Source organism: Chryseobacterium sp. ERMR1:04, assembly GCF_001297705.1.
Lineage (GTDB): Bacteria > Bacteroidota > Bacteroidia > Flavobacteriales > Weeksellaceae > Chryseobacterium.
Map to the genome: position 1 here is coordinate 857,097 of NZ_LIRF01000003.1, position 24,401 is coordinate 881,497.

Below are 24,401 nucleotides of genomic sequence, written 5' to 3' on the forward strand. Positions count from 1 at the left end.
ACAAAAGGTACAAAAGCTATTATTGAATCATTTAAAGTTGAGCTATTTGAAAACAAAGCTTACAAAAGAATAAAAATCAAAGATTTTTTTTAAACTTATGCGTTCTTGTTTGCACTTCATGATGAGCTTAAATAAATAATATACTAATCTTTTATCTCTTTTGTGGTTAAAATAAAAAGTTTAAATAAGTTCGTTATTTAAAATCCTTAGAATCTCTTTTAGGACCTTTTACTTCAGGCCATTTAGTGATTTGCCCTTTATCATCAAGAGGCATTTCTCTTTTCTCTCTATTGGTAAATTCGGGATCTTCTGATGCCATGTAAGCCAATGATGCCGTTAAGATTACATTATTCTTCACTTCATCAAAAACAATCTTATCATACGTATCTTTCGTAGTGTGCCAAGTATAACCAAAATATCCCCAATTCAACGAACTTAGAGAAAATCCGGGCACTCCTGCCGCTACAAAAGAAGCATGATCAGATCCTCCTCCACCAGGCATTCCCGGGAAATCTGTTTTAATTTGATCTTTTACTTTTTTGGGAACTCCATTCAGCCATTTTCCGATGTAATCGTAGGAATTTACAAATCCTTGTCCGCTGATGTTCACCACTCGGCCTGTTCCGTTATCTTGGTTAAATACAGCCTGAGTACCTTTTATAATTTCAGGATTATCGGCTACAAAACCACGGGAACCATTCAAACCTTGCTCTTCACTTCCCCAAAGTCCGACAACAATGGTTCTTTTGTTATTGGGATAATATTTTTTAAGAATTCTCATCGTCTCAAGCATCGTTAAAACGCCCGTTCCGTTGTCTGTGGCACCCTGAGCACCATCCCAAGAATCAAGATGAGCAGAAAGAATTACATATTCATCCGGCTTTTCTTTTCCTTTAATAATTCCTACGGTGTTAAAAGTTTTAGCATCCGGAAGTATTTTTGACTGCGCTTCTACTTTAATTTTAGGTTTACTTCCTTTTTCAGCCATTCTGTAAAGAATTCCATAGTCTTCAACATCAATGTCAATCATTGGAATTTTACTTGTTTTTGCTCCAAAAATCCTGTTGGCTCCCATAATTCCTGTCCAGTTGGAAATCGCAATTCCGGCAGCGCCTGCTTTTTCTAATGCTTCAGGAAGCGTATTGTTATCGTATCCGACATTTTTTACATAATCACGGAAGTCTTTTGAAGCCTGTTCTTTTTCCGCTTTCAGTTTTTCATATAATTCCGGTGTTGCAAACTCTTTAATCTGCTCATCAGAACGTCCTATTTTCTGATACTGCGCCATCAAAACGATCTTTCCTTTTGCAGAAGGCAACCATTGATCAAATTCTGCTTTAGAAGAAACTTTAGGAAGCACAACTACCTCAGCTTCTATCGCTTTTTTAGTAGATGGGCTCCAAGCCAATTGGGTTGCAGATAATGATTTTACGCGAGGATATGTCATGTCTACGTGTGTGATTCCTCTTTGCCAGCCTTTCCAGGTTCCGAATTGCTGTAAATTGGCATCTACTCCCCAAGAACGAAGTTTATTAGCCGTCCATTCATTGGCGGAAAGCATTTCAGGAGTTCCTACCAAACGTGGCCCTATCCCATCAAGAAGTTCATACGCCATATCTTCAAGCTGAGAATGGTTATTTACTTCATTTACAAAATTTTCAACTACAGGATTTAGCTTTTCTTGTGAGCCGATTGTTGTCTGAGCCCATGAAAATTGTACCGCCAATACCACCGCAGGCGCTACAAAAAATCGATTTATCTTCATAATTTCATTGATTGGGATAAAGATAAAGGAATTCCTACAGAATATGAAATCATAATAATCCCGAGTCCCAATAAAATCCCCACTGATCGTAAGAAAAGTGGGGAGACTGTATGTTTATAAAGGATATTGTATCGCTTTATCAAGCTCAATGGGGTTGTTATACTTTTTTATATTTTCTTTTAATCTCAAATTTACTTCTCTTGAGTTGGCTTGGCCTACTAAAGTTCCGTCATTAAGATAATATTCATCACTTGATTTTGCACCTCCACTGGCATTTCTCAGATAATTCACCGGTGAATCATAATATTTACGTTTAGCATCTACATACTTTTCTCTGTTTACCAATATACTTTTTTGGGTTGAATAGTCTATAAATTGATTCTTTACCTCTTGATTTACTTTTTGAGACTGCACCAATTCAAACTTATAATTATTTTTATCATCATACAGCTCTACAATAAGTCCCGGAAGCCCATGAAACTTATAAGGTCCCTCCTGAAATGGAATATCCGATGTAAACCAAGCAATCCAATTTCTTCCGCCCCAATGCGCTGTCGCCTTTTGAAGATTCAGACTCTTAACTTTCTTTTTTTCATTCGTAAGCTTCCAGTCTTGGCTATCTTTGGTTTGAAGTTTAAGAATAGTTCCTTCCAACATATCGTACTCTTCGTAGTCGTTAGCTCCTAATTTATGAACCACGATATTTGAAGTATTCATTTTTAGATCTTTAGGAAAAGGAATATTATTTACAATTAAAGAATCAGCGGTAAAAAAATCTCTGATATAGTATTTAGCGTCTTTACTTCCAATATCTAAGTGGTAATTTTCTTTTGTCGTAAGGCTTTGAGTTGAATCTTTTTTATATTCCACATCATAGATAAATCTGTGCGTTTGAGATTGCGCCATACCTGTAAGAAAGCAAAAAGCAGATAAAAAAACTGTTTTCATATTGTATTATTTTTGATCGATAAATTCTTGTTCTTCTTTTGAAAGCAACATGGCAGCTGCCTTATCTTCTTTCAACGGAATATTTTTCCAGATGCCTATATTGAAATCTACTTTGGGGTCTAACCCTTTTTGATTCGTTTTTTCAAAAGTATTATAAACGACTTCTCTGTTAAATTTTTTCACATGCACTTGATCTTTATAGAAAATTGTAAAATTATCTGCCTCATATTGAGTCATGGTAGGAACATACACTCCCTCTATTTTATAAAAATCGAAGATCAAAGTAGCATCACCTAATTTATAGCCGTACTCTCTACCATCAGTTGTCGTTCTTTTTTCCGTTGGATACTCACTCTGTAAATAGGATATTTTAAGATAGGTAATCACCTTATCTTTAAGATTATAATTAAACTCACCTTCTCTTCTAATCCCATTATCTGAATTTATTTTAAAACTTACAACTTCTTCATCCCCTTCTTTCGACTTTAGAATACCTGCTTTTTTTGTACTCTTATCTTTAAGACTTTCTACGATACTGTTTAATTCAAAATTCATGAAATAACTTCCAAGCGTTTGATGTAAGACTTCGGTAGATTTTCCTGTAAAAATACTGTCAGATTGTACTCTTTTCAAGTATTTCACATTATTAAGCTGTATCTGCATAATATCATCATATCTTTTATGATAACCATCTCTATAATTATACTTATTGGCCTTACTCCAAATCTTAGCTTCGCCTATCCCCATGAAGTACAGATTGTTATTATCAAAAGTTTTCTCTTTTATAACGACATCATATAAAGACGGTTGGTCATAATACCTCTGCTGATAATTTTTTAAAACATCTTCAAAAATCTTTTTAACATCTACACTCACTATTTTCACTTCTTCAATATCCTGAACAGAAGGCTTTAGCTTAATCGCTGTATTAAAATTGCTTATTTTCTCTTTTTTAAAACCTGAAGCAGAGATTTCAAAGTTTTTGGATGATGATTCTATTGGGGCAAAGCCATCTTCATTAGTATAAACTACTTTATCTTCTAATATAATTCTGGCATTTGATATTGGATGTCCGTTTTCAGCATCCACCACTTGAATTTTTTGAGCAGAAAAGAGTCCAAAAAAAAGGACACCCAAGAAGTAAGAATTTCTCATAGGCATTTGTATTATAATTTATGATTACCGCGCAAATATAAAGGCAAAGTGTATTATAATTCAAGATATGATGAATCATTTAATAGTATTTATGAGTATTTAACTCTTCCAGAAAAATTTTAATAAAAACGCTTAAAAATTGAGGAAAATTAACAGTCTACGACAGATTGGGGGCACAAAAAAACCGACTTCAATGAAGTCGGTTTATATCGATTGTGAGATCGATTATTTTTTAGATTCTTCAACAGAAACTTTTCTGAAATCTTTGAACAATTTGCTTAGTTCTAAAGCTGATTTACGAGCTCTAGTTCCAGCAGCCTTGTTTCCCTTTTCTGCTTGTTGGTTTGCTTCAGCAGTGAATGCTTCAAATTCCGCGTTGATCTTTTCAATAAGTTCTTTCATTATTTTAAAATTTAGGGTGCAAATATAGGTTTTATGGTGGATTTTGCAATAGTTAGAGTAAAAAAAACTTCATAAATTTCGATAATTATTAAAATTTTGAATGAAAATTGAAAAATTATCCTATTTATCGGCCTACAAGCCTGTCTCTATATGAAAAAACTAACATTTGTTCGACCGTTCCCATTCTCTTATTTTTTTACAAAAAATGAGGAAATTATTTTTATTTTTCAGGCTATTTTTAGGCTAAATCATATTAACCAAATATCCCTTTCAATGTGTTCATATAATTTTCATCTGTACCGCCGTTTCTAATATCAATAAGAGGCTGCAGATCGGTACCAATTATATACCTCAGCGTATCAGTTTCATCCGTAGCCGCTTTAAAAATAGTGGCCGCCACATCATCTACTGAAGCTGTAGCTCCGCTATATATTCCTTTAAACACCTCATCCATCTTTTGTAGATAGTCTTTATAATCCGTCAATGATTCGTCAGATGCAAAATTAGCTTTTGTCGTCTGCTCAAAATTGGTATTGATACTTCCCGGTTCTATAATTTTCACTTTGATATTCTGAGCGCCCAATTCAAAAGAAAGCGATTCTAAAAATCCTTCCAGCGCAAATTTAGACGCTGCATAGACAGATACCAGAGGTACCGTTACCCTTCCTACTCCTGAAGTTACGGTAATAATATTCCCGCTTTTTTGCTTACGGAAATGAGGAAGCAAAGCTCTTGTAATTTCCATGGTTCCAAAAAGATTAATAGAAAACTGCCGCTGAATCTGTTCCGCAGTAGTCGCTTCAAATAATCCATGCTGTCCGTACCCTGCATTATTGAACAGTACATCTATTTTACCAAACTTGGCAATTGCTGTATCAATAATTTCGGCAAAAGTATCCGGCTTTTCCACATCAAGTGGCAATACCAAAATCTGATCTGAATTTTTAAGAACATTCTGTTTTTCAGGCTGCCGCATGGTAGCTACTACATTCCATTCTTTTGCTGCAAAATACAGCGCCGTTGCCTGTCCTATTCCGGAAGATGCTCCGGTGATGAATATGGTTGGTTTCATTTTTTATCGATTAATGTTAAACATATTTTTCAATCTGTTAATTCATCTTGACTTTTGATATAAAGATTATTCAACGAATTATGCCTCTTTTTTATTAAATAATGCAACCGTTTTTTTGACGCAAAGTTTTATTTACAGAATGATTTTTTTAAGTGAGCAAAGAAGAATCAACCAAGTTGATTTGATGAAGCTGTATTTTCAAGCTTTGCGAAGCAAATTTCATTTGTCTTTGCCTTCTAAAAATCAAAAGTATATAATAAAATCTTTGCGTTAAAAATAAAATTCGAACAAGTGAAAAATGTATGATGAATAAAATAAAAATATTTTTACACTACTAATAAAAGTCAAGATGAGTTCCGTAAATAAAAGGTTCTGACAATCAGAATTACCTCATTATTTTCTTTTATTTTAATTGGTTTTAAACAACTTACGCATGTGGGCAGAGAAAGTAAGATCATCCATAGAAGTTCTGTTCTTTATCCATTCTTGCGCATCAGCCCCTACTGCATAGCGAAACTGGTTGCTTCCATCCGTTGCTGCATTAAAGATTTCTTCGGCAACACTTTCCGCACTCGACATTTTTTCACCCATCGTACCAAGCAGCGCAGTAGAATCTTCAATGAAACACTGATAATCTGTCAATTCCGGATCTGCTGCAAAATGTTTTGCTGAGGTTTCATGGAAAGGCGTAGCTACTCCACCCGGCTCAATAAGTTTTAAGCTGATATTCTGTGAAGCCAATTCATAAGAAAGTGATTCTGAAAAGCCCTCCAATGCAAACTTTGAAGCCACATACATAGAGATCAAAGGAATACCGATACGTCCTCCTGCAGAGCTCACGTTGATAATACTTCCCTGCTTTTTCTTTCTGAAATAAGGAAGCACTGTACGGATTACATTCATTGTTCCAAAAACGTTAACACGGAATTGCTTTTCAATCTGTTCCGGCTGGATGGCTTCAAACACACCATATTGTCCAAAAGCGGCATTATTTACAAGAAGATCAAGACTTCCAAAACGCTCCAAGGTTTCTTTAAGACTTTTTTCAATCGTTTCCGGATATTCAAGATCCAGTTTTGTCACCAGAACATTGTCTAGTTCTGTAAGTTCTTTTTCATTTTCAGGGCTTCGCATAGATGCCACCACATTCCATCCGTTTTTAGCAAAAAGGATAGCCGAAGCTCTCCCAATTCCTGTGGAAGAGCCCGTAATTAAAACGGTCTTATTCATAAATTATATGTTGATTTAAATACTTGAAGGATTTACTCCAAATTTGTTTTTAAAAGCGAAGGAAAAGTGAGATAAGGTTTCAAAACCCACCTCCACATACACATCTTTTGATTTCATTATTTTATTGTTCAGTAGATAATAGGCTTCTTCCAGTCTTTTATGCTGTCTCCATTTATTGGGTGAGGTCTGAAAGGTCTTTTCAAAATCACGCTTAAAAGTCGCCAGACTTCTACCCGTGAGAAATGCCAACTGAGATAACGGAACATTGAACCGATAATGGGTGTTCATAAAGCCCTCAAGATTGATCTTTCCGGGAATTTCAAAATGAAATAAAATATCTTTAACATTTTTGTCATGCTGCAACAGCAGATGTATTATTTCTTTTTTCTTGAGATCAACAAGCTCCGGACTTATCTCTTTACCGAACCAAGGAAGCAATGAGAAAAAATAAGAGGTAATTAAGTCATCCTGTTTCAGTTTGAATAAACTTTCGGATACAGATTTTTGAGAGGTCAACTGATTCTGATGGGCAAAATCCTGCAACAGCTTCTCATCCAATATCACAGAAACAGCTTCAAAAGCTTCCTCCGCTGCCGGATACTTTACAAAGCGTATCAGTGCATTTTTTCGGTACAGCACCACATCACCTTTCCGATAGGTATGTTTTGTATAGCCGTCATAAGCTTCCATCTCTCCAGAAACAATATAAGACAACCCATGTTCTTTAATGAACTGCTCTCCCGATTTGCTGCTTTTAAAATAACAGGTTCGCTGTATGCCGTATAAGTTTTCGTCTTTTCTCATGTACCCTGCTTTTGGTAATACAAATGTAAAGCAGATTATTGACATCAACTTTCTTAGGAAGCTCATTTTTCATTTCGTATAACGCTCACCTATAATTACGATTAACGCGATGGAAAGAATAAAAGAAAACAAACAAATCACTCTCATTCACGTTTTTTTTTAATTCTAAAAAGAAAATATTTTTTCTCATCAATACTTTATTCCTTTTTCCAGATTTACGTAAATTCGCCTACCATTAATCATTTTTTCTGTACGTCGTCATGGAGCTTCCAAAAGAATATATTTTACCGAATACCAATATCAGTACACTTTCTACATATGAACTTTTGAAGCATACCCAAACTGCAAATTTTATAGAAAATAAAGATTTCCGAGACATCTACCCTCTTGCGTTGGAATGCAATGCCGGAGTGTTTACTAAATCAACTTCTGTCATTGATTTCCCTAACGTTTCCGTAAGTCAGGTTGGAACTTCGCTGATCACTACTTGCTCATGTGATAATGAAACCCAAAAACTCTGCGAACATCAGGCAGAAATCATTTATTGCATTCTAGAACAGAAAAACTTCCGAATCTTTTTTGATCATCATGTAAGACAAAGATCATTGATGTTAGTCGCCAAAGGTTTTGGATTAGAGAATGAAACGAATCTGGATGCTTTTTTCAACATTGAATATACCGATGGTAAACTTGATATTCAACCTAAAATAAAAGAGCTCATTCAAATAGACGAACAGGTTTTCAAACAGAATCTGCTTCCTCAACGTGTCTCTATACTAGATGAATTAGCCGTACAGAATACTGACAAAAGACAAATACTGGTCATTGGGAAACACCGTTTTTACAATCAACTGAATTTTTCATTGATGGAAGCCGATATTACCCAATCAGGAAAGGTTAAAAATCCCATTACAACCATTGATCCCATGCAGTTGATCTGGAAAGCAGAACAACCGTCAGAAATCAAATTTTACACCGCCATTATCACTTTTCAAAATAAATATAGCGAAGAGAAAAGTGCGGCAGAATTACAGGCTTTAAAACTCATCGTTCAGAACCCTTTGGACGTGGATGTTTATTATCATGACCATAATGTAGCTGAAACTATTTCTTCAAAGTCGTTGGTTCCAATTCATTTAAATATATTAAAATCAGAAATACAGCTTACCGTTTTCAAGAAAGATCCTTTTTACGAAATTACGGGAGAACTGTTATTCAATGACATTTCACTTCCCTTTAAAAACGTAGTGATCCGAAACGATTATTTTGTTTATTTTCAAAATACGCTGAGCCTGGTTGACAATCCTGATATGCTTCGTGTGATTAAGTTTTTTAAATCAAACAATGAAATATTAATCCTTCATGCATCAAAATATGAGGAATTTTTACAGACAGTTTTATCTTCATTAGAACAATATATTCATATCAATTATAGCTATATTCGCCAAGCAACTCCAGTGGAATTAGCTGAGAAAGACTTCAAGACAGAGCGCATTATCTACTTGCAACAGAAAGGCAATTTTGTATCTATTACGCCTGTTATGAGATATGGCTCGGTTGAGGTGATCGTTTATTCACGAAAACAATTATTTGATACCGATCAAAACGGAAACCAGTTCACCATAGAACGAAATCATCATGAGGAAGATCGCTTGACTTCTATCATCATGCAGCAACATTCTGAATTTGAAGAACAAATGGAAGGAACCGAGTATTTCTACCTTCATAAAGATAAATTTCTGGACGAAAACTGGTTTCTGGAAGCCTTTGAAGCATGGAAAAATGAAAAGATAACCATTCTTGGATTCAATGAATTAAAGAACAATAAACTAAACCCCAATAAAGCTAAAGTAGACATCCAGATCACCAGCGGTGTCGATTGGTTTAATGCTAAACTGGCCGTAAAATTTGGCAAAAAAGAAGCTTCATTAAAACAGGTTCACAGAGCGATCCGTAACAAATCGAAATTTATTCAGCTGGATGACGGTACCCAAGGTATTTTACCTGATGAATGGATCAATAAAATCACCCGATATTTTCAGGTGGGAGATATTGATGAAGAATTGTTGAAGATCCCGAAAATTAATTTTACAGAAATATCAAATCTCTTTGAAAAAGAAATTCTTAGTGATGAGGTACATGCAGAAATTACGGCCTATTCAAAACGCTTTTCGCAAACCAAAAACATTCCTGAAATTGCTGTCCCTGCTGAATTAAAAGCAGAATTGAGAGATTATCAACGGGACGGATTAAATTGGCTAGGTTTTCTTGACACCTTTAATTTTGGAGGTTGCCTTGCTGACGATATGGGACTGGGTAAAACCATACAGATCATCGCTTTTATTCTACATCAAAGGGAAAAATATGGATCGACAACCAACCTGATTGTTGTTCCCACTTCTTTACTCTTCAATTGGCAGGAAGAGATTGAAAAATTTGCACCTTCCATCAAAGTATTGCTTCATTATGGGGCTGATAGGAAGAAAACAACCGAGTTGATGCATCAATACGAAGTGGTTTTGATAAGTTACGGAATGCTGCTGTCGGATATTCGTTTTCTGAAAACCTTCCATTTTAATTATATTTTCCTTGATGAATCGCAGGCGATTAAAAACCCCAATTCAGAAAAATACAAAGCCTCCCGTCTTTTACAGTCGCGGAATAAAATCGTATTGACCGGAACGCCAATTGAAAACAATACTTTTGATCTGTACGGGCAACTTTCCTTTGCCTGTCCGGGATTATTGGGAAGTAAACAATATTTTAAAGATACATACGCGATTCCGATTGATAAATTTGAATATACCAAACGAGGAACCGAGCTTCAGCAGAAAATAAATCCTTTTATCCTCCGAAGAACCAAAAAGCAAGTCGCCAAAGAGCTTCCCGAAAAAACGGAAATGGTGATTTACTGTGAAATGAATGCAGAACAACGTAAGGTATACGACACTTATGAGCGTGAACTTCGTGAATTCATTTCCGCATCTACTGATGATGAAACCCTCAAAAACAGCATGCATGTTTTGACAGGATTAACCAAACTCCGACAAATTTGCAATTCTCCTGCTTTGTTAAAAGAAGGTCATTCAGGAGATAATTCTGTTAAAATAGAAATCCTGACCGAGCAGATTGAAAATAAATCGAAGGAACATAAAATCCTTGTCTTTTCTCAGTTTGTAGGCATGCTTGATTTGATTAAAGCTGAATTAGAAAAGAAAAATATCCCTTTTGAATATCTGACAGGACAAACTAAAGATCGTGGAACTAAGGTTAATAATTTTCAGACTGACGAAAATATCCGTGTGTTTTTAATCAGTTTAAAAGCCGGCGGTGTAGGGCTTAACCTTACCAAAGCAGATTATGTTTATCTCGTAGATCCTTGGTGGAATCCCGCTTCGGAAAATCAGGCGATCGACAGAAGTTATAGAATCGGACAAACCAAAAATGTAATTGCTGTTCGGTTGATCTGCTCTAATACTGTTGAAGAGAAAATCTTAAATCTTCAAAAGAAAAAAAGTAAACTTGCCCAAGGCTTAATAAAAACCAGTGAATCAAAGTTACAGGGTTTAAGTAAAAGTGATCTTTTGGAAATTTTGGAATAAAAATTTAACCACAAAAGGCGCAAAAGTTTTACTATTAATATATTTTGCATAATAATTTTCCATTTAGTTTGTCATTCCGGAGGAATTTAAACTCTCTTATAAAGAGATTGAATTACTTTGCAGAGATTCCTCCGGAATGACAAAAAGGATGCTTATATCCATTGAAAAATTGTGACTTTTGGTTCCATAAAATCTTCGATTTGTGGTAAAAAAATCACCACTTTTATAGATTATAAAATTAATAAATGATTTCATTGAAAATAATTCAAAAATAAAAGCACATTTAGTATATTTGATTTTTATAATTTTGCATCATGAGCGATCAATTAGAAACTATAGCAGATTACTACAAACGGATCAGAGAAAACAAAAATAAAATGTTTGATACTGATGATTTTGAAACAGGAAAATCGCATTTCAATATTTCTATGCGAAAGTATTGCAGTTTCAAAAGTCCTTATAACCGTAGAGATTACTATAAGATCAGTTTTATTATTGGTAAAGGAACGTTTCAATATGGGCAGCAACAATTGTATATTGATCGTCCTGCTCTATTTTTCCCTTCTCCCAATATTCCTTATTCGTGGGAATGCGACGGAGATCTTCAGGAAGGCTATTTCTGTTTGTTTAATCAGGAGTTTTTTAATGGAAATTCAGAGTTTAAATTATTCAAGAAAACCTCTCTCTTTAAAGAATGGAGCATGCCGCTTGTTTTTTTAACCGAAGAACAAACTCAGCTGGTTACCGTCTATTTTGAGCAGATGTATAAGTTGAACAACTCCTCCTACCCGTTTCGATGCAACAGTATTAAAAACCATTTGGCATCCGTTTTACACCTTGCCCTGGAAAACCGTGTGGAAGACATTGACCCTAATGAACTTCCCGCCAACATTAGATTATACCGATTGTTTGATGAGCTTCTCAACAAACAGTTTCCGTTGGATTCTCCGGCTTACCCGTTAACTTTAAAAACAGCTTCAGATTTTGCGGAGCATCTTAATGTGCATGTGAATCATTTAAATTCTTCTGTAAAATCAGTCGCCAATCTTACCACCACTCAAATCATCAAAGAAAGAATGTTTGAAGAATCTAAAAATCTATTAAAATATACCAACTGGGATATTTCGGAAATTGGGTATACACTGGGATTTGATGAACCTTCTCATTTCAATAATTTCTTTAAAAAGCATGCCAACACTTCTCCGCTTAAATTTAAGAGCACTGTTTAATTCTTTGAATTTTGTAATTTTTACTTTGTCTTTTAAAATTCATATTAATGATACTTTCTCTATTTTTGTATCGTTAAAAAATGAATAAACATGTTGTTGAAAGAAGCATCTGAAAAACGCATCAGATTAGTTACGATAATGGCCTTTATCTCGATCCCTCTTTCGGGGTTTGTAACGGACATTTATTTGCCTTCATTTCCATCGATGGCCAAAGGAATGCAGGTTTCGGAAAAAGACATCCAGATTACGTTAACATCGTATTTACTGAGTTATGGGATCTGTCAGTTATTTGTAGGAAACATCTTAGATAATATCGGACGTTACCGACCTAAATTGGTAGCCTTATTCTTTTTGATCATCAGCAGTCTTTTGATCACAATGACGAATAGTATTTTGTTGATCTGCCTCCTCCGAATTCTTCAGGGTGCTGCCGTCTCTGTTCTGGTAGTGGCGACCCGCGCAATCTTTGTAGATATTTATGATGCGGAAAAAGTGAAACACTATTTAAGTTATTTCACTATTGTCTGGTCTTGTGGACCTATTTTAGCACCGTTTCTTGGCGGTTATCTTGAAAAACTGTTTAACTGGCATGCGAATTTTTATTTCTTAGCTTTCTACGCGGGGGCCATATTTCTGTTTGAATTATTCTTCAGCGGAGAAAGTTTACCCGAGAAGAAGAAAGTCAGTTTTTCAGAAAATATCAAGCTCTATCAGATGATGTTGAAGAACCGCATTTTTATGTTGGGAATCTTTATTTTGGGATTAAGTTATTCGATTGTGATGTTGTTTAATATTACCGGACCTTTTATTATTGAAAACACCTTCCATTTCACTCCGGTTGTTATTGGATATTGTACTTTGATTTTAGGATTCTCCTGGATGATTGGCGGTTTTATAGGAAAGAAAAGAATTGCATTAGATTTTAACTCCCGTATTTTACAACCTGTTATTATACAATTGGTTTTAATAGCGAGTTTAATTGCAGTAAGTTACTTCGCACAAAGCCTTTACATTACCATTCCTTTTGCATTTTTCATCCATATTTGTTCGGGGATTTTATTTACCTCCTTTTTTACGACAAGTATGTTGTATTTCCCTAAGAATGCGGGAACAGCAGGCGGATTAATGGGTGGATTGGTGTATATCATCACTTCTCTTACGAGCTTTATTATTTCGGTAAGTGGAAACGTAAGCGAACAAAAAGATTTGGGTTGGCGATATTTTATTATAGCCTTTTTACTTTTTGGTATCATCCTTATCATGAGTAAAACATTGAAAAAAGAAAAAGCAGAGAATTAATCTCTGCTTTTTTTATATTTTTAAGTGAAGAAATAGATTTACATTTTCGGGCTCCCGGCCAACGTTCATCTTAGATTCCTCATATCCTGCCTGTTTTGCAAGATGGTACAACTGTTCTTCAGTGCGATGGTTTAGATACCAATCACCAAAAAATTCCATATATGCTCTGGTGGGATTATGATCTTCATTAAAATTACCAATAATTATTTCGCCCTCCACTTTAAGCCATTCCTTCATTCTTTTCAATAACATGATGAATGCTTTATCATCAAAGTAATCAAAAAGTCCGGCAGACCAAATGATATCAAATTTATGATCCGTGTGAAAACGAAAAATATTCTTTTTGATGAATGTAATTTTATCTAAATGAGGATGGTTTAATATTTTCGCATACAGAATGGCTTTCTCATCCATTTCAACACAAGTGGTTGCAATGTCTAATTGAGGGTTTTCATTATATAATTCATATAGGTCGCGTGCCGGCCCGCTCGCCAGATTCAAAAGAGATCCTCCTTCTTTTAAACGTTGAGATACCTTTTCCTTAAAATACTCTTTTCTGTTTCTAACCGCCTTTGCCGAAGAAATTGAGACCGTATATCTGTCCCATTTTGAAAATTTAGAGGAAACCTCTTTTGTATATAACTTATCAATAATATGAAAATCTCCCGCATAACCATGAGGTTTGGCAAAAGTGTGCCCCACTATTGATTTTTGATCTTTCAGAAATTCGCAATTGTTTTTTAAATCTGTTATTTCATTAGGCGTTAATCTGTTTTCACTCACTTGATGAACCAATCCATTAATCATCATTGTAAGTTCATCAAATTCTTCAATTACGGGACCATTATTAGAAATTATTTCATTCATTCTTTCAAGAAGTATTGCTGTTTCCATATCTTATTATTTAATTGTGAATCGTTAACTAATATCTATTATAAACTAACATTTCTACACTTCATTTGAATCGCTCATTTCATCATCCATCCTTTATTATTTACTAATTTAACGAATATTTTACACCAAATGACTTTAATTAAATATAAAATATTCATTAATTATCCATTAAAACAGGTTATAAAAAATTTGATTTAAAGGAATATAAACCTCCTCTTCATTTACCCAAAACAATATCAATCCCATTGTTGATGCCTAGAATCCTAGTGTTTGCGTATTATATTTCATCATCATTCTTACATGATCTAATATTACACCGTCAATATAGAATAGTTTTATATTGATTAATTTTAATACATACAAAAAATGAGGCAATTAATGAAAAAACACTGGAAACCCATATTGTTCAGTTTACTAGCTTATATAATTTGGGCTGTAGCGATATTGGCAATCCTTGTCATATTAAAAGGGGAACATACAACTCGGAGGCTTATGGAAATAGACAACCCTATCCATATTATCCATGTCCTCCTTAAGGGTACCATTGTTTATTATGTTCTGATTTATCTCCTCATCATTCCTTTAATAAAAACCAAGAATTGGAAAAAAATAGGTATACAAAGTTTATTATTTTTCTTAATTCTTACAACGTATGAGTATTTCTGGAATTTCGATATTATCAACCAGGGTTTTGTAGAACAAGCGTATACAAACATTTTTTTTCTATTATATACAGCCTGTTTGGATGTTTCAAAAATATTTATCGCTCTTTTTATTGCGGGTATCATAACATCATATGAAATACACAGACGCAAAGAAGAACTTGAAAAACAAAAATTAAAAGCAGAAATTTCAGCGATTAAATACCAGATCAATCCGCATTTTCTATTTAACTCACTGAGTTTTATTTATACTAAAACAGTAACTACCAACCCTGAAGCTGCCCACGCTGTACTGCTACTTTCTGAAATCATGAGTTATGCGCTGGACGAGTGGGATGAGCTTGGAAAGGTCCCCTTAGCATTAGAAGTGGAACATATGAAAAAAGTGATAGAGATGAATCAGATCAGGTTTAATCATATCCTGAACATTAAATATTCTGAACATATAGAACCTAATAATGCGTATATTCCTGCTTTGGCTTTTCTAACATTGGTGGAAAACGCTTTTAAACACGGCGACCTTAACGATGAAAACAACCATGTAACCATTCATCTGGAAGCTACAAAAAATAAGATCTATTTTCTGGTAAGTAATAAAAAGAAAAAAGGTCCAAAAGAGCCTTCCAAAGGAATAGGACTAAGTAATGTGCAACAACGTTTGCAACTGATGTACGGAACCAAACATTCCTTTACCATTAAAGAAGATGAAAATTATTATGTAAATGAAATAACTATCAACCTTTAAGTTATGATTAATTGTATTGTTGTAGATGATGAAGCTCATGCTATAGAGCTGCTAACCCTTCATATTGAACAAACCCCTTTTTTGACACTCGTGGGCACGGCTACTAATCCGGCAGAAGCACTACAGGTACTGAATACCACAGAGGTAGACTTGATCTTTCTGGATATTCAAATGCCGGGAATGTCTGGGATTGAGTTGCTGCAATTGTTGAATGACAGATATAAGGTGATTCTTACCACTGCATTCAGAGAATATGCAATGGAAGGGTTTGATCACAATGTGGTAGATTATCTTCTGAAACCTATCTTCTTCCCTAGATTTCTTAAAGCTGTACAGCGTGCACAGGAAGTAATTTCATCACCTAAAAAAGAGATAGATGATTTTATATTGGTAAAGACAGAATACAAAGGTAAACTCTTAAAAATCAAAATAAATGATATCATCTACATAGAAGGAAAAGGCAAATACGTCTGTTTTCATACCCGAGACGGAGAGCAAGTGACCGCGCTCCTTAATATCGGAGGACTTGAAGAAAAACTTCCCAGCGACCAATTTTTGAGAATCCATAAATCATTCATTATTGCTGTACCATTTATTATTATGATTCATGGAAATCTTGTGCAACTGGAATTTACAAAGAACCAAATTCCCATTGGACAAACCTACAAGGATATTTTCATGAGCCACATGATAGGGAAAGTGATCACCAATAAAAATAATGAAGGCTCTAATCCTACATCATCCATCTAATCCACTTCAAAATATTTTATAACATGTATCTTGCTTAGAGTAAATACAATAACCATCTTAAATCAATTTCATATGAGCGAAGAAGAAAAGAAAGGGAAACCTCAATTACCCAAGACCGATTTAGACAATCCTACACCCCTCACTGAAAAAGGAGGTACAAAAGGAGGAAAAATGAGTACTCCCTCTGAGGAAATTCAAAAAAAATAATTTTACTCTATACAATTGAAACCATCTGACATAAGTTTTGTTCAGATGGTTTTTTATGTGAATAATGAGCGGCTTACTCTTATTTTTACATTCAACTATTCACTGATTTCTATATCCATTCTTCCAATAAATGATACCAACGAATCTTATGATCAGATTCCAGCAAAAAAACGGCAGATGCCTTTCTTGTATTCATTTCTCCATCGGCATTTTGAGTTTCTACATATTCAGCCAACGCATGTTTATCTGAAAGCTGAATTTTTATATCTGAAACTTTAATTTCCATTTCTGAAAATCTGCCAAAAGCAGTAGGCAACCAACTGGCAAAACCGTCGTAATCCAATTCATTTCCTCTACTCCCTTTCATTTTAAAATCAGGATGGAAATTTTGCAATAAACTTGAAAGCAGAGCTTCTTTATGGGTTGTATTTTGTGTAAACCAATTTTCAATATTCTCATGAAAATCTAAAATTTCTTTTTCTACCCCTTCTTTATAATCCATTTCTTTTATATTCTTCTGATTATTGATTTTATTATTTTTAATACTGATGATTTTATTGATTTAAAATCCCATAAAAGCATTCCTGCTGCAAAAAACCTACTTCATCTTTACTAAAGCGTCTAATTAAGCATTTAATTATCACCAAATTAACAATATCAGTAGATATGCAGTACCCTTTCTTTAAGGCAAACATAATACATTTGAAATATAAATAGCAACATTTATTATTACAAAGCAGGGGCTTTTTTTCTTAAGTTTTTCATCCTTGTCCCTGCTTTAACAAAGACAAAAAGTATCTGCAAAATCTATTTGTAGTTCATATTATAAAAGAATACACTCTCATATTTGTGTTCGTGTTTTTTGTGTTGCGGGGGCAATTCCAAGCCCCTGTTTTTTATACGAAAAAAGAACTGTTTGCTACAAACAATTCTTTTCAAAATATCCTAAAAATTTTCTTTCAAGCCATTATTTCATTAATCAGAATACTCTTTTAAAAGTTGTCTATAACTCATTAAGATAGACGATTTTGAAATAAAGCCTACAAATTTATTATCCTGATCTACAACAGGGAGATTCCACACCCCGGTATCATCAAATATCTGAAGAATTTTTAACGGTTTATCTTCCGGATGAATAATGGCCGGAGGGGCTTTCATAATTTTAATAATACTCGCCGAAGTATCTGTATCCGAAAATAGAAAAGGGCGTATATCATCTATTGTAAAGATTCCGCGTAATGTTTTAACATCATCAATAACTCCGAATATATTTTTGTTTCCGTCTTTTACGAGCTCAAACAAATCTGCTATAGACGCATTTTCATTCACTGTTTCTGAAAACTTATCGATAAAATCTTCTGTTTTTAATGAAAACAATAAATTCTTGTCGTGCTTATTCGTAAAGATCTTTCCTTGATCTGCTAATGATTTCAATTCAGGAGAAATCGGAGAAAACCATTTCGCGATGAGGTATGACATCACAGAAACAATCATTAGGGGAATAAAAAGGTCATATCCAAAACTAGACTCTGCAATTAGAAAAATTGCGGTGAGCGGAGCATACAATACGCCACTCATGGCTCCTGCCATGCCTACAAGAACAAGATTGGTTACCGGAACATCCGAAAACCCAAGATGCTGACAAATCAAAGCAAATAAATAGCCTACCGTACCTCCTGCAAAAAGTGAAGGGGCAAAGTTTCCGCCATTACCACCACTAAAAATGGTAAAAGACGTAGCAAAAGCCTTTAACAGACATACTAAGATTAAAAATATAATAACTGTCCACTCCTTAATTTCAAAATATCTGAAAAAGCTGTTTTCAATAATAGAATGCGTGTTTCCGTTCGTAAAAGCCTTTACGGTATCATAGCCTTCCCCAAATAAAGGAGGGAAAAGTACACAAAGAAGGGATAAGACCGCTCCACCAAACATTGCTTTTCGCAATCGTGACATCTTAAGACCCTTTATAAAATGTTCTACTTTTTGAGAGACTACCACAAAATATCTCGCATATAATCCTGTTGCAATTCCTAAAATAAGGTAATAAGGAACGTTTTTATAATTAAAAGGTTCTCTGGTATAAAACCTGAAAAGAATATCTTCCTGAAGTAAAATTCTCGATAAAAGACTTCCGCAAACCGCAGCAACCACCAAAGGAATAAAGTCTGTAAAAACTACGCCGGTCAATAAGATTTCAAAAGCAAACATAATCCCCGCAATCGGCGCATTAAAAGCCGATGCAATTCCCGCCGCTGCTCCTGCTGCCAACAATAATGTTCTTTCTTTATAACTTAAACGATACGTCTGAGCAAAATTAGACCCGATGGCAGAACCTGTAACAGCAATTGGACTTTCTAGTCCGGCAGAACCTCCAAGCCCAACGGTAATCGCACTCTGTACGATCTGAGAATACATTTTAACAGAAGAAACAATACTTGAATTCTGTGCAATTTCATATAAAATAGCACCAATTCCTTTTCTGTCCTGTCCTTTAAATATTGTTAAAACAACGCTTGTAGTGGCTACAATTCCCAAAAAAGGAAATACAATATAAAATAAGATCTGATATTCAAAGTGAACCTCATTGGTAATAAAATAATGAATATGGTGAACAAGAGTTTTTAATACAACCCCTGCCAATCCCGCGCTACATCCCACAATAATACCCGAAAGAACGAGAAACTGATTACGGCTTAACCTGTTGCTTAGCCAATGGAGAATAAGCTCATAACTCCGTACTTTTTCAAGACCATATTTTTGAAAATCTCTTTTGAATTTTAGAAAACTTAGGTATTTTCTTTTATTATCAATTTTCACTTGTTTGAATGTTTTTTAATTCCACCATTTAGTAAGCGGGATGTAAATTTAGGGAATTAAATTGTCTTTTTTTGAGAGCATCCTCTCAATCAGTGTAAAAACCAGCGATCAGCCTTTAACACTCAAAGTACTGCTTAGAAATAAAGTTCCGACAACCAAAGGATTAAACCTATAGCTGTTCAATTTATTATTTGATTTTTATTCTATATTTTAATTAAATTTATTGGTTGAGCTATGAATTTTTCAAAATTTACGGTATAATTTTCAAACTCTTCATTACAAACGAAATCATTGTTTAGATTCCCATAAGTGATTTTAGATATATCATTCAATTCCCATTCTTTTTTTAAACTCCATAGAAAAATAAGACTTCATATCATTAAAGTTTTTAAAAATTTCAAGAACGGCACATCTTTCACTATCTATCAGATCGAGTGCAGGATATAGAAAATATATTTTCTCCTTATTAAAATAAAAAGATGGTGGTTCAGGAATTTTCTCAACCGTAGTGTCTTTATTGTAATCTACTTTTATATTTACCCCTTTAAAACGCCCGGTTCTAAAAAGAGTCCTATCGGTTCCGCTTCTAATAAGTTGATTCCAATTTATAGAGGGATTTACGACATCATACAAATTAACTTTTATTTTTTTCCTTACGTCAAAAATCCTGTAGGTAATCTCAGTTACGTGATAATCACTGGCTGTTCCACGAACAGCTCCTAAACAATAGTAATGAGTGGTAGATACAATTAAATAATCATGAATAGCAGATTCAATTTTAACTTCATGTTCTGCAATCCACTCCTCTTTTTCAGAAGGGATATAATTTAAATTATTATTGATAATTTTTTGGTATGTATGAAATTCTCTTTTAGCTTTCTTTTTTAGAGCATCTTCAATATTTGCTAAATCATATTCTGCCTTAACAAAAAAATCCTCATATATAAAGTCTTTCAGCACCTCATCTTTTAGCGCTAACCAATCGGGAACGATAGAACTGTAAGCCAAAACAACAGAATCATTTAGTTTGAAAGATTCTTCATAAGTAATCATGCTTTTTTTCATAATATTAAGTTGGACTTGGTATTTTTAAATGTAGTTATTATTGAGTAGAGATCTATTAAACAAAGAAATAGTAGAGATGGAATTAACACCTATCTATTAAATATTTCCTTACACTTATTCATATTCATCTAGCTTACAACCACTTTAACACATATCATGTAGATTTCAATTTTAAAAAGTTAACAAAAAATATATCATTAACTCTGAAAAAAATTAAGAAATAACATTACAAAGATCTACCATAAAGTAAAACTTTACCGTGTTTTTCACACTAGATTTCGATAAGAAGAAGAAAACATTCCTATTTCTTCAGAAAGAAAAAAACGCGTGATGAAAAAAAGAAACTCCAACCTCTTATAGATCTAGAGTTCATTCTTGCCTTGTAAAAAAATAGTACATAGTAATTGTATTAAAAGTAAAAAGCTTTGGAATAAAGATCAGCAGTTTTTAGAAGACGATCATTAATTCATAATATTTAATTCAGCTTCTATTGATAAACACTTTCTTAAAAACAGCCTAATAGTCTTAAAATAACGTTAAAAAGGCATACTCCCAGATTATTGGCACAATTTTTCAATAGTAAAACATAACTCATGTTTAGTTTGAGTTTTCATGGTTATTAGTTTTATCCTCTACTTCTCGTAGGGGATTTTTTGTTTTTAAGCTCCACAAGATTTTGTAATTTTTAATCTAAAGAATGTAATACCCTAAGCATCATATTTGATAAAAGTATTTGAAATAAAAAAGAGCCGGATCATGATGATGAACCGCTCTTTATTACATTAATAATTTGATTGTTTTATTTCTTAATAAAAGCAGTAGCATCCACTTCTATCAACATATCATCTAATGCTAATCTTGGAACCGGAATTAAAGTACTTGCAGGAAATTGATGATTTCCCCAGCTTTTGTGCATCTCTTCTGTCCATATCTTAAGCTTTTCCTGGTCGTGATCCACAATAAGCACTGTGACTTTAAGAACATCCTGAACTCCTAATCCATAGTCTGCCAACACGGTTTCCAAATTCTTTAAGGAATACTTAACCTGCGTTCTAAAATCTTTAGAAAGGCTATGCTTTAGATCTTCTCCACCGCTTTGTCCGGATATAAATACATATTTCCCATCAACCTCGTTGGTGGTAGAGTGAGAAAAGGCAAACGGTGTTGGATCAAAAAGCGCTTTTGGATTTTTATTGATGATTATAGTGGTATTACTTTTATCCATTATTTTGTGATGATTTGTATTTTGTGAAAAGGCAAGAAATCCTGTACAGAAGACAGACAGGCTCAATAATATACGTTTCATGATATTTTTTGTATTGAATTATTGAAGCAAATTTAGATTTCATAATTTCCAAAATCATCAACATATGTTGACGTTTCCCTATTTTATTGCTAGTAAATTTGTTGAATTTATATACTCTGAATAAATCACTGAAAGCATTATATAAAAAATGGACGAACCATTATAAATGATTCGTCCATCCTAGTATCTTTAAAATGTTTAAAGATTATATGTTTATAGTATTTTACCCTTTCGCTTTTTCATCTGTAAACAAATGAAAGCTTTCTTTTTTATCAATAAGCTGTAATGGATATAATTGAGGATTGTATGCTCCGTTCAATACTTCATTCAATGCATGCTTTTTTGATTCTCCGAATGCAACAAGCAAGATATTTTCAGCTTTGTTGATGATTGGGGCAGTCAACGTAATTCTGAACATTTCCTGAGGTTTTAGATAATATGCCGCAACCCATTTTTCCTTTTCATCTAAAATGGCTTCACCCGGAAATAAAGAAGCGGTATGACCATCGTCTCCCATTCCTAAAAGAATAAAATCAAAAACACCTTCATCACCAAGAACATTTCTAATCTGCTGCTCATATTTCACAGCATATTCTTCCGGAAGTATTCCATCCTGATACATTGGGAAAATTTGATCTTTGTTCACAGGAACTTTATCAAAAAGGGCTTCAAACGTCATCTTTGCATTGCTTTTCTCATCATCTAAAGCAACCCATCTTTCATCCACCCAAAAAAAGTACAGTTTATTCCATTCAATTTTTTCTGCATATTCCTGAGTCGCTAACAATTTAAAAATTGCCTTTGGTGAAGAACCTCCACTTAATGCGACAACAAAACGGTTATTTTTCTGAATAGATTTTTGTGAAAGATCAACAAAGGTATCTGCAGCCTTTTTATATAATTTCTCCAAATCATCAAATACGGTAATATTCATTTTCGTCTTTTTAAATTAATATAATCTTAAACCCATTTATGGCCTTGTCTTTCAACCAATGCAATACTTTCTTTCGGTCCCCAACTTCCTGCTTCATAGTTTGGAAAAGAAGAATCTTTAGTACTTTCCCATGCTTCCTGTATGGTTTTTACCACATCCCAAGCTTCTTCTACCTGATCTGAACGCATAAACAAAGTAAGATCTCCTAAAAGAGCATCCAACAGTAATGTTTCATAAGCTTCGGGAGTATCTTCCTGACAAGCGAAATTATCGAAGATCATTTCAACAGGCTTTAGAATTAATGAAAGTCCCGGTTTTTTTGTCATAAACTGCAGTCTGATATCCATCAATGGTTGAATATTAATGATCAATCTGTTAGCCGACAAATGTTGTGAACTTTCTGAGAATGTAGAATGTGGAAGCGGTTTAAACTGAATCGTAATATAAGAATGCTTCTCCTTCATTTTTTTTCCTGTACGAACGTAGAAAGGAACATCTTGCCATCTTTCGTTGTCCAGATAGAATTTTACTGCCGCAAAAGTTTCTGTATTAGAATCTTCAGCAATGCCATCTTCCTGACGATAACCTTTCGCCTCTACTCCATTTACTTTTCCTTTCCCGTATTGACCTCGTACCGCATAATGATCAACCTGATCTGCTGAAATTCTGCGAATAGATTTAAGCACATCTACTTTACGGTCTCTAATCTCCCCAGATTCCAATGAAGCAGGCGGTTCCATCGCAACCATACACAGAATCTGTAATAAGTGATTTTGAATCATATCTTTCAGTGCACCTGTTTGCTCATAGAAAGCACCTCTTGTTTCAACTCCAACCTCTTCAGCTACTGTAATTTGTACCGATTCTATATGTTTATGATCCCATAAAGGTTCAAAAATAGAATTTCCAAATCTAAATGCTAATATATTCTGTACCGTTTCTTTTCCTAAATAATGATCGATGCGGTAAATCTGCTCTTCCTCAAAAGTCTCAGCCAGCAAACTGTTCAGTTCCATTGCCGATTGTTTATCATGACCAAAAGGTTTTTCAATAATAATACGGTCTTTTTTAGCATCGGAAGCTAATGACGTATTTTTGATATGATTGGAAATGGTAGAAACAAAATTGGGACCGATTGATAAATAAAATAATCTGTTCCCTCTTGTTCCATACACCTTATCAAAATCTTCTAATTTCTGATGAAGATTCTTATAAGAACTTTCCTCATCTAATTGATTTTGAAAATACGTAATATGAGCCTGGAAACCTGCCCAATCTTCTGCAGTTATCTTTTTTCTTGAAAAACTTTCAAGATTTTCTTTAATGTAATTTTTAAAATATTCGTTGGTATTATCTGCTCTTCCCAGTGCCAAAATATTGAAACCTTTGGGCATTCTACCATCAATATATAAATTATAAAATGCCGGAAAAAGTTTTCTTTTTGCCAAATCTCCTGTAGCACCAAAAATTATGATTGTTGTTGGGTGCAAGGCTTTATTTTCATTCATTTTT

General features: G+C 34.0%; 20 protein-coding genes. 6 read left to right on the forward strand and 14 right to left on the reverse strand.

Annotation, left to right across the window (positions count from 1 at the left end; all coding sequences use genetic code 11):
- Nucleotides 1-193: 193 nt before the first annotated feature.
- From AMQ68_RS04030 to AMQ68_RS04060, 7 genes are all read right to left on the reverse strand, one after another.
- Nucleotides 194-1,765, reverse strand: a complete 1,572-nt coding sequence (locus AMQ68_RS04030) for a M20/M25/M40 family metallo-hydrolase (RefSeq protein WP_054509311.1) — start codon at nucleotides 1,763-1,765, stop codon at nucleotides 194-196.
- 114 nt (nucleotides 1,766-1,879) lie between these two features.
- Complete coding sequence (locus AMQ68_RS04035; RefSeq protein ID WP_054509312.1) at nucleotides 1,880-2,713, reverse strand: GLPGLI family protein; 834 nt, start codon at nucleotides 2,711-2,713, stop codon at nucleotides 1,880-1,882.
- A gap of 6 nt (nucleotides 2,714-2,719) precedes the next feature.
- Nucleotides 2,720-3,868, reverse strand: a complete 1,149-nt coding sequence (locus AMQ68_RS04040) for a hypothetical protein (RefSeq protein ID WP_123905600.1) — start codon at nucleotides 3,866-3,868, stop codon at nucleotides 2,720-2,722.
- 225 nt (nucleotides 3,869-4,093) lie between these two features.
- Nucleotides 4,094-4,270, reverse strand: coding sequence for a histone H1 (locus AMQ68_RS04045; protein WP_054509314.1), 177 nt, complete (start codon nucleotides 4,268-4,270; stop codon nucleotides 4,094-4,096).
- Between the two features lie 253 nt (nucleotides 4,271-4,523).
- Entirely contained in the window at nucleotides 4,524-5,342 is an 819-nt protein-coding gene (locus tag AMQ68_RS04050; protein ID WP_054509315.1) for an SDR family oxidoreductase, read from the reverse strand.
- 408 nt (nucleotides 5,343-5,750) lie between these two features.
- Nucleotides 5,751-6,572, reverse strand: coding sequence for an SDR family oxidoreductase (locus AMQ68_RS04055; protein WP_054509316.1), 822 nt, complete (start codon nucleotides 6,570-6,572; stop codon nucleotides 5,751-5,753).
- Nucleotides 6,573-6,587: 15 nt separating this feature from the next.
- Entirely contained in the window at nucleotides 6,588-7,376 is a 789-nt protein-coding gene (locus tag AMQ68_RS04060; RefSeq protein WP_054509317.1) for an AraC family transcriptional regulator, read from the reverse strand.
- Nucleotides 7,377-7,636: 260 nt separating this feature from the next.
- On the opposite strand from AMQ68_RS04060, the gene AMQ68_RS04065 reads away from it, so the two are divergent.
- The 3 genes from AMQ68_RS04065 (at nucleotide 7,637) to AMQ68_RS04075 (ending at nucleotide 13,506) form a co-directional block, all read left to right on the forward strand.
- Entirely contained in the window at nucleotides 7,637-10,978 is a 3,342-nt protein-coding gene (locus AMQ68_RS04065; protein WP_054509318.1) for a DEAD/DEAH box helicase, read from the forward strand.
- Nucleotides 10,979-11,292: 314 nt separating this feature from the next.
- Nucleotides 11,293-12,207: an AraC family transcriptional regulator gene (locus AMQ68_RS04070; protein WP_054509319.1), complete on the forward strand. Its 915-nt coding sequence runs from the start codon at nucleotides 11,293-11,295 to the stop codon at nucleotides 12,205-12,207.
- A 90-nt stretch (nucleotides 12,208-12,297) separates the two neighbouring features.
- The gene (locus tag AMQ68_RS04075; protein WP_241775050.1) at nucleotides 12,298-13,506 is read left to right on the forward strand and encodes an MFS transporter; all 1,209 of its coding nucleotides are present in this window, start codon (nucleotides 12,298-12,300) and stop codon (nucleotides 13,504-13,506) included.
- 12 nt (nucleotides 13,507-13,518) lie between these two features.
- On the opposite strand, the gene AMQ68_RS04080 is transcribed toward AMQ68_RS04075, so the two are convergent.
- Nucleotides 13,519-14,400, reverse strand: coding sequence for a class I SAM-dependent methyltransferase (locus tag AMQ68_RS04080; RefSeq protein ID WP_054509320.1), 882 nt, complete (start codon nucleotides 14,398-14,400; stop codon nucleotides 13,519-13,521).
- 492 nt (nucleotides 14,401-14,892) lie between these two features.
- Here AMQ68_RS04080 and AMQ68_RS04085 point away from each other — a divergent pair, with 492 nt between their 5' ends.
- The 3 genes from AMQ68_RS04085 (at nucleotide 14,893) to AMQ68_RS25790 (ending at nucleotide 16,764) form a co-directional block, all read left to right on the forward strand.
- Nucleotides 14,893-15,807, forward strand: coding sequence for a sensor histidine kinase (locus tag AMQ68_RS04085; RefSeq protein ID WP_160317961.1), 915 nt, complete (start codon nucleotides 14,893-14,895; stop codon nucleotides 15,805-15,807).
- 3 nt (nucleotides 15,808-15,810) lie between these two features.
- Nucleotides 15,811-16,557 carry a LytTR family DNA-binding domain-containing protein gene (locus AMQ68_RS04090; protein WP_054509322.1) on the forward strand — a complete coding sequence of 249 codons (747 nt, stop codon included), beginning with the start codon at nucleotides 15,811-15,813 and terminating at the stop codon, nucleotides 16,555-16,557.
- Between the two features lie 72 nt (nucleotides 16,558-16,629).
- Nucleotides 16,630-16,764 carry a hypothetical protein gene (locus AMQ68_RS25790; RefSeq protein WP_262483890.1) on the forward strand — a complete coding sequence of 45 codons (135 nt, stop codon included), beginning with the start codon at nucleotides 16,630-16,632 and terminating at the stop codon, nucleotides 16,762-16,764.
- Nucleotides 16,765-16,873: 109 nt separating this feature from the next.
- Here AMQ68_RS25790 and AMQ68_RS04095 read toward each other — a convergent pair whose 3' ends face one another.
- From AMQ68_RS04095 to zwf, 6 genes are all read right to left on the reverse strand, one after another.
- On the reverse strand, nucleotides 16,874-17,266 hold the full coding sequence (locus AMQ68_RS04095) for a hypothetical protein (RefSeq protein ID WP_054509323.1): 393 nt from the start codon (nucleotides 17,264-17,266) through the stop codon (nucleotides 16,874-16,876).
- A gap of 473 nt (nucleotides 17,267-17,739) precedes the next feature.
- Entirely contained in the window at nucleotides 17,740-19,584 is a 1,845-nt protein-coding gene (locus AMQ68_RS04100; RefSeq protein ID WP_054509324.1) for a chloride channel protein, read from the reverse strand.
- Nucleotides 19,585-19,908: 324 nt separating this feature from the next.
- Nucleotides 19,909-20,649, reverse strand: a complete 741-nt coding sequence (locus AMQ68_RS04105; RefSeq protein WP_054509325.1) for a hypothetical protein — start codon at nucleotides 20,647-20,649, stop codon at nucleotides 19,909-19,911.
- Between the two features lie 799 nt (nucleotides 20,650-21,448).
- Nucleotides 21,449-21,955 (reverse strand): RidA family protein, encoded by a 507-nt coding sequence (locus AMQ68_RS04110; RefSeq protein ID WP_241775051.1) that lies wholly within the window; start codon nucleotides 21,953-21,955, stop codon nucleotides 21,449-21,451.
- 223 nt (nucleotides 21,956-22,178) lie between these two features.
- Nucleotides 22,179-22,889, reverse strand: coding sequence for a 6-phosphogluconolactonase (pgl, locus tag AMQ68_RS04115; RefSeq protein ID WP_054509327.1), 711 nt, complete (start codon nucleotides 22,887-22,889; stop codon nucleotides 22,179-22,181).
- 26 nt (nucleotides 22,890-22,915) lie between these two features.
- Nucleotides 22,916-24,397 carry a glucose-6-phosphate dehydrogenase gene (gene zwf, locus AMQ68_RS04120; RefSeq protein ID WP_054510018.1) on the reverse strand — a complete coding sequence of 494 codons (1,482 nt, stop codon included), beginning with the start codon at nucleotides 24,395-24,397 and terminating at the stop codon, nucleotides 22,916-22,918.
- Nucleotides 24,398-24,401: the final 4 nt, after the last annotated feature.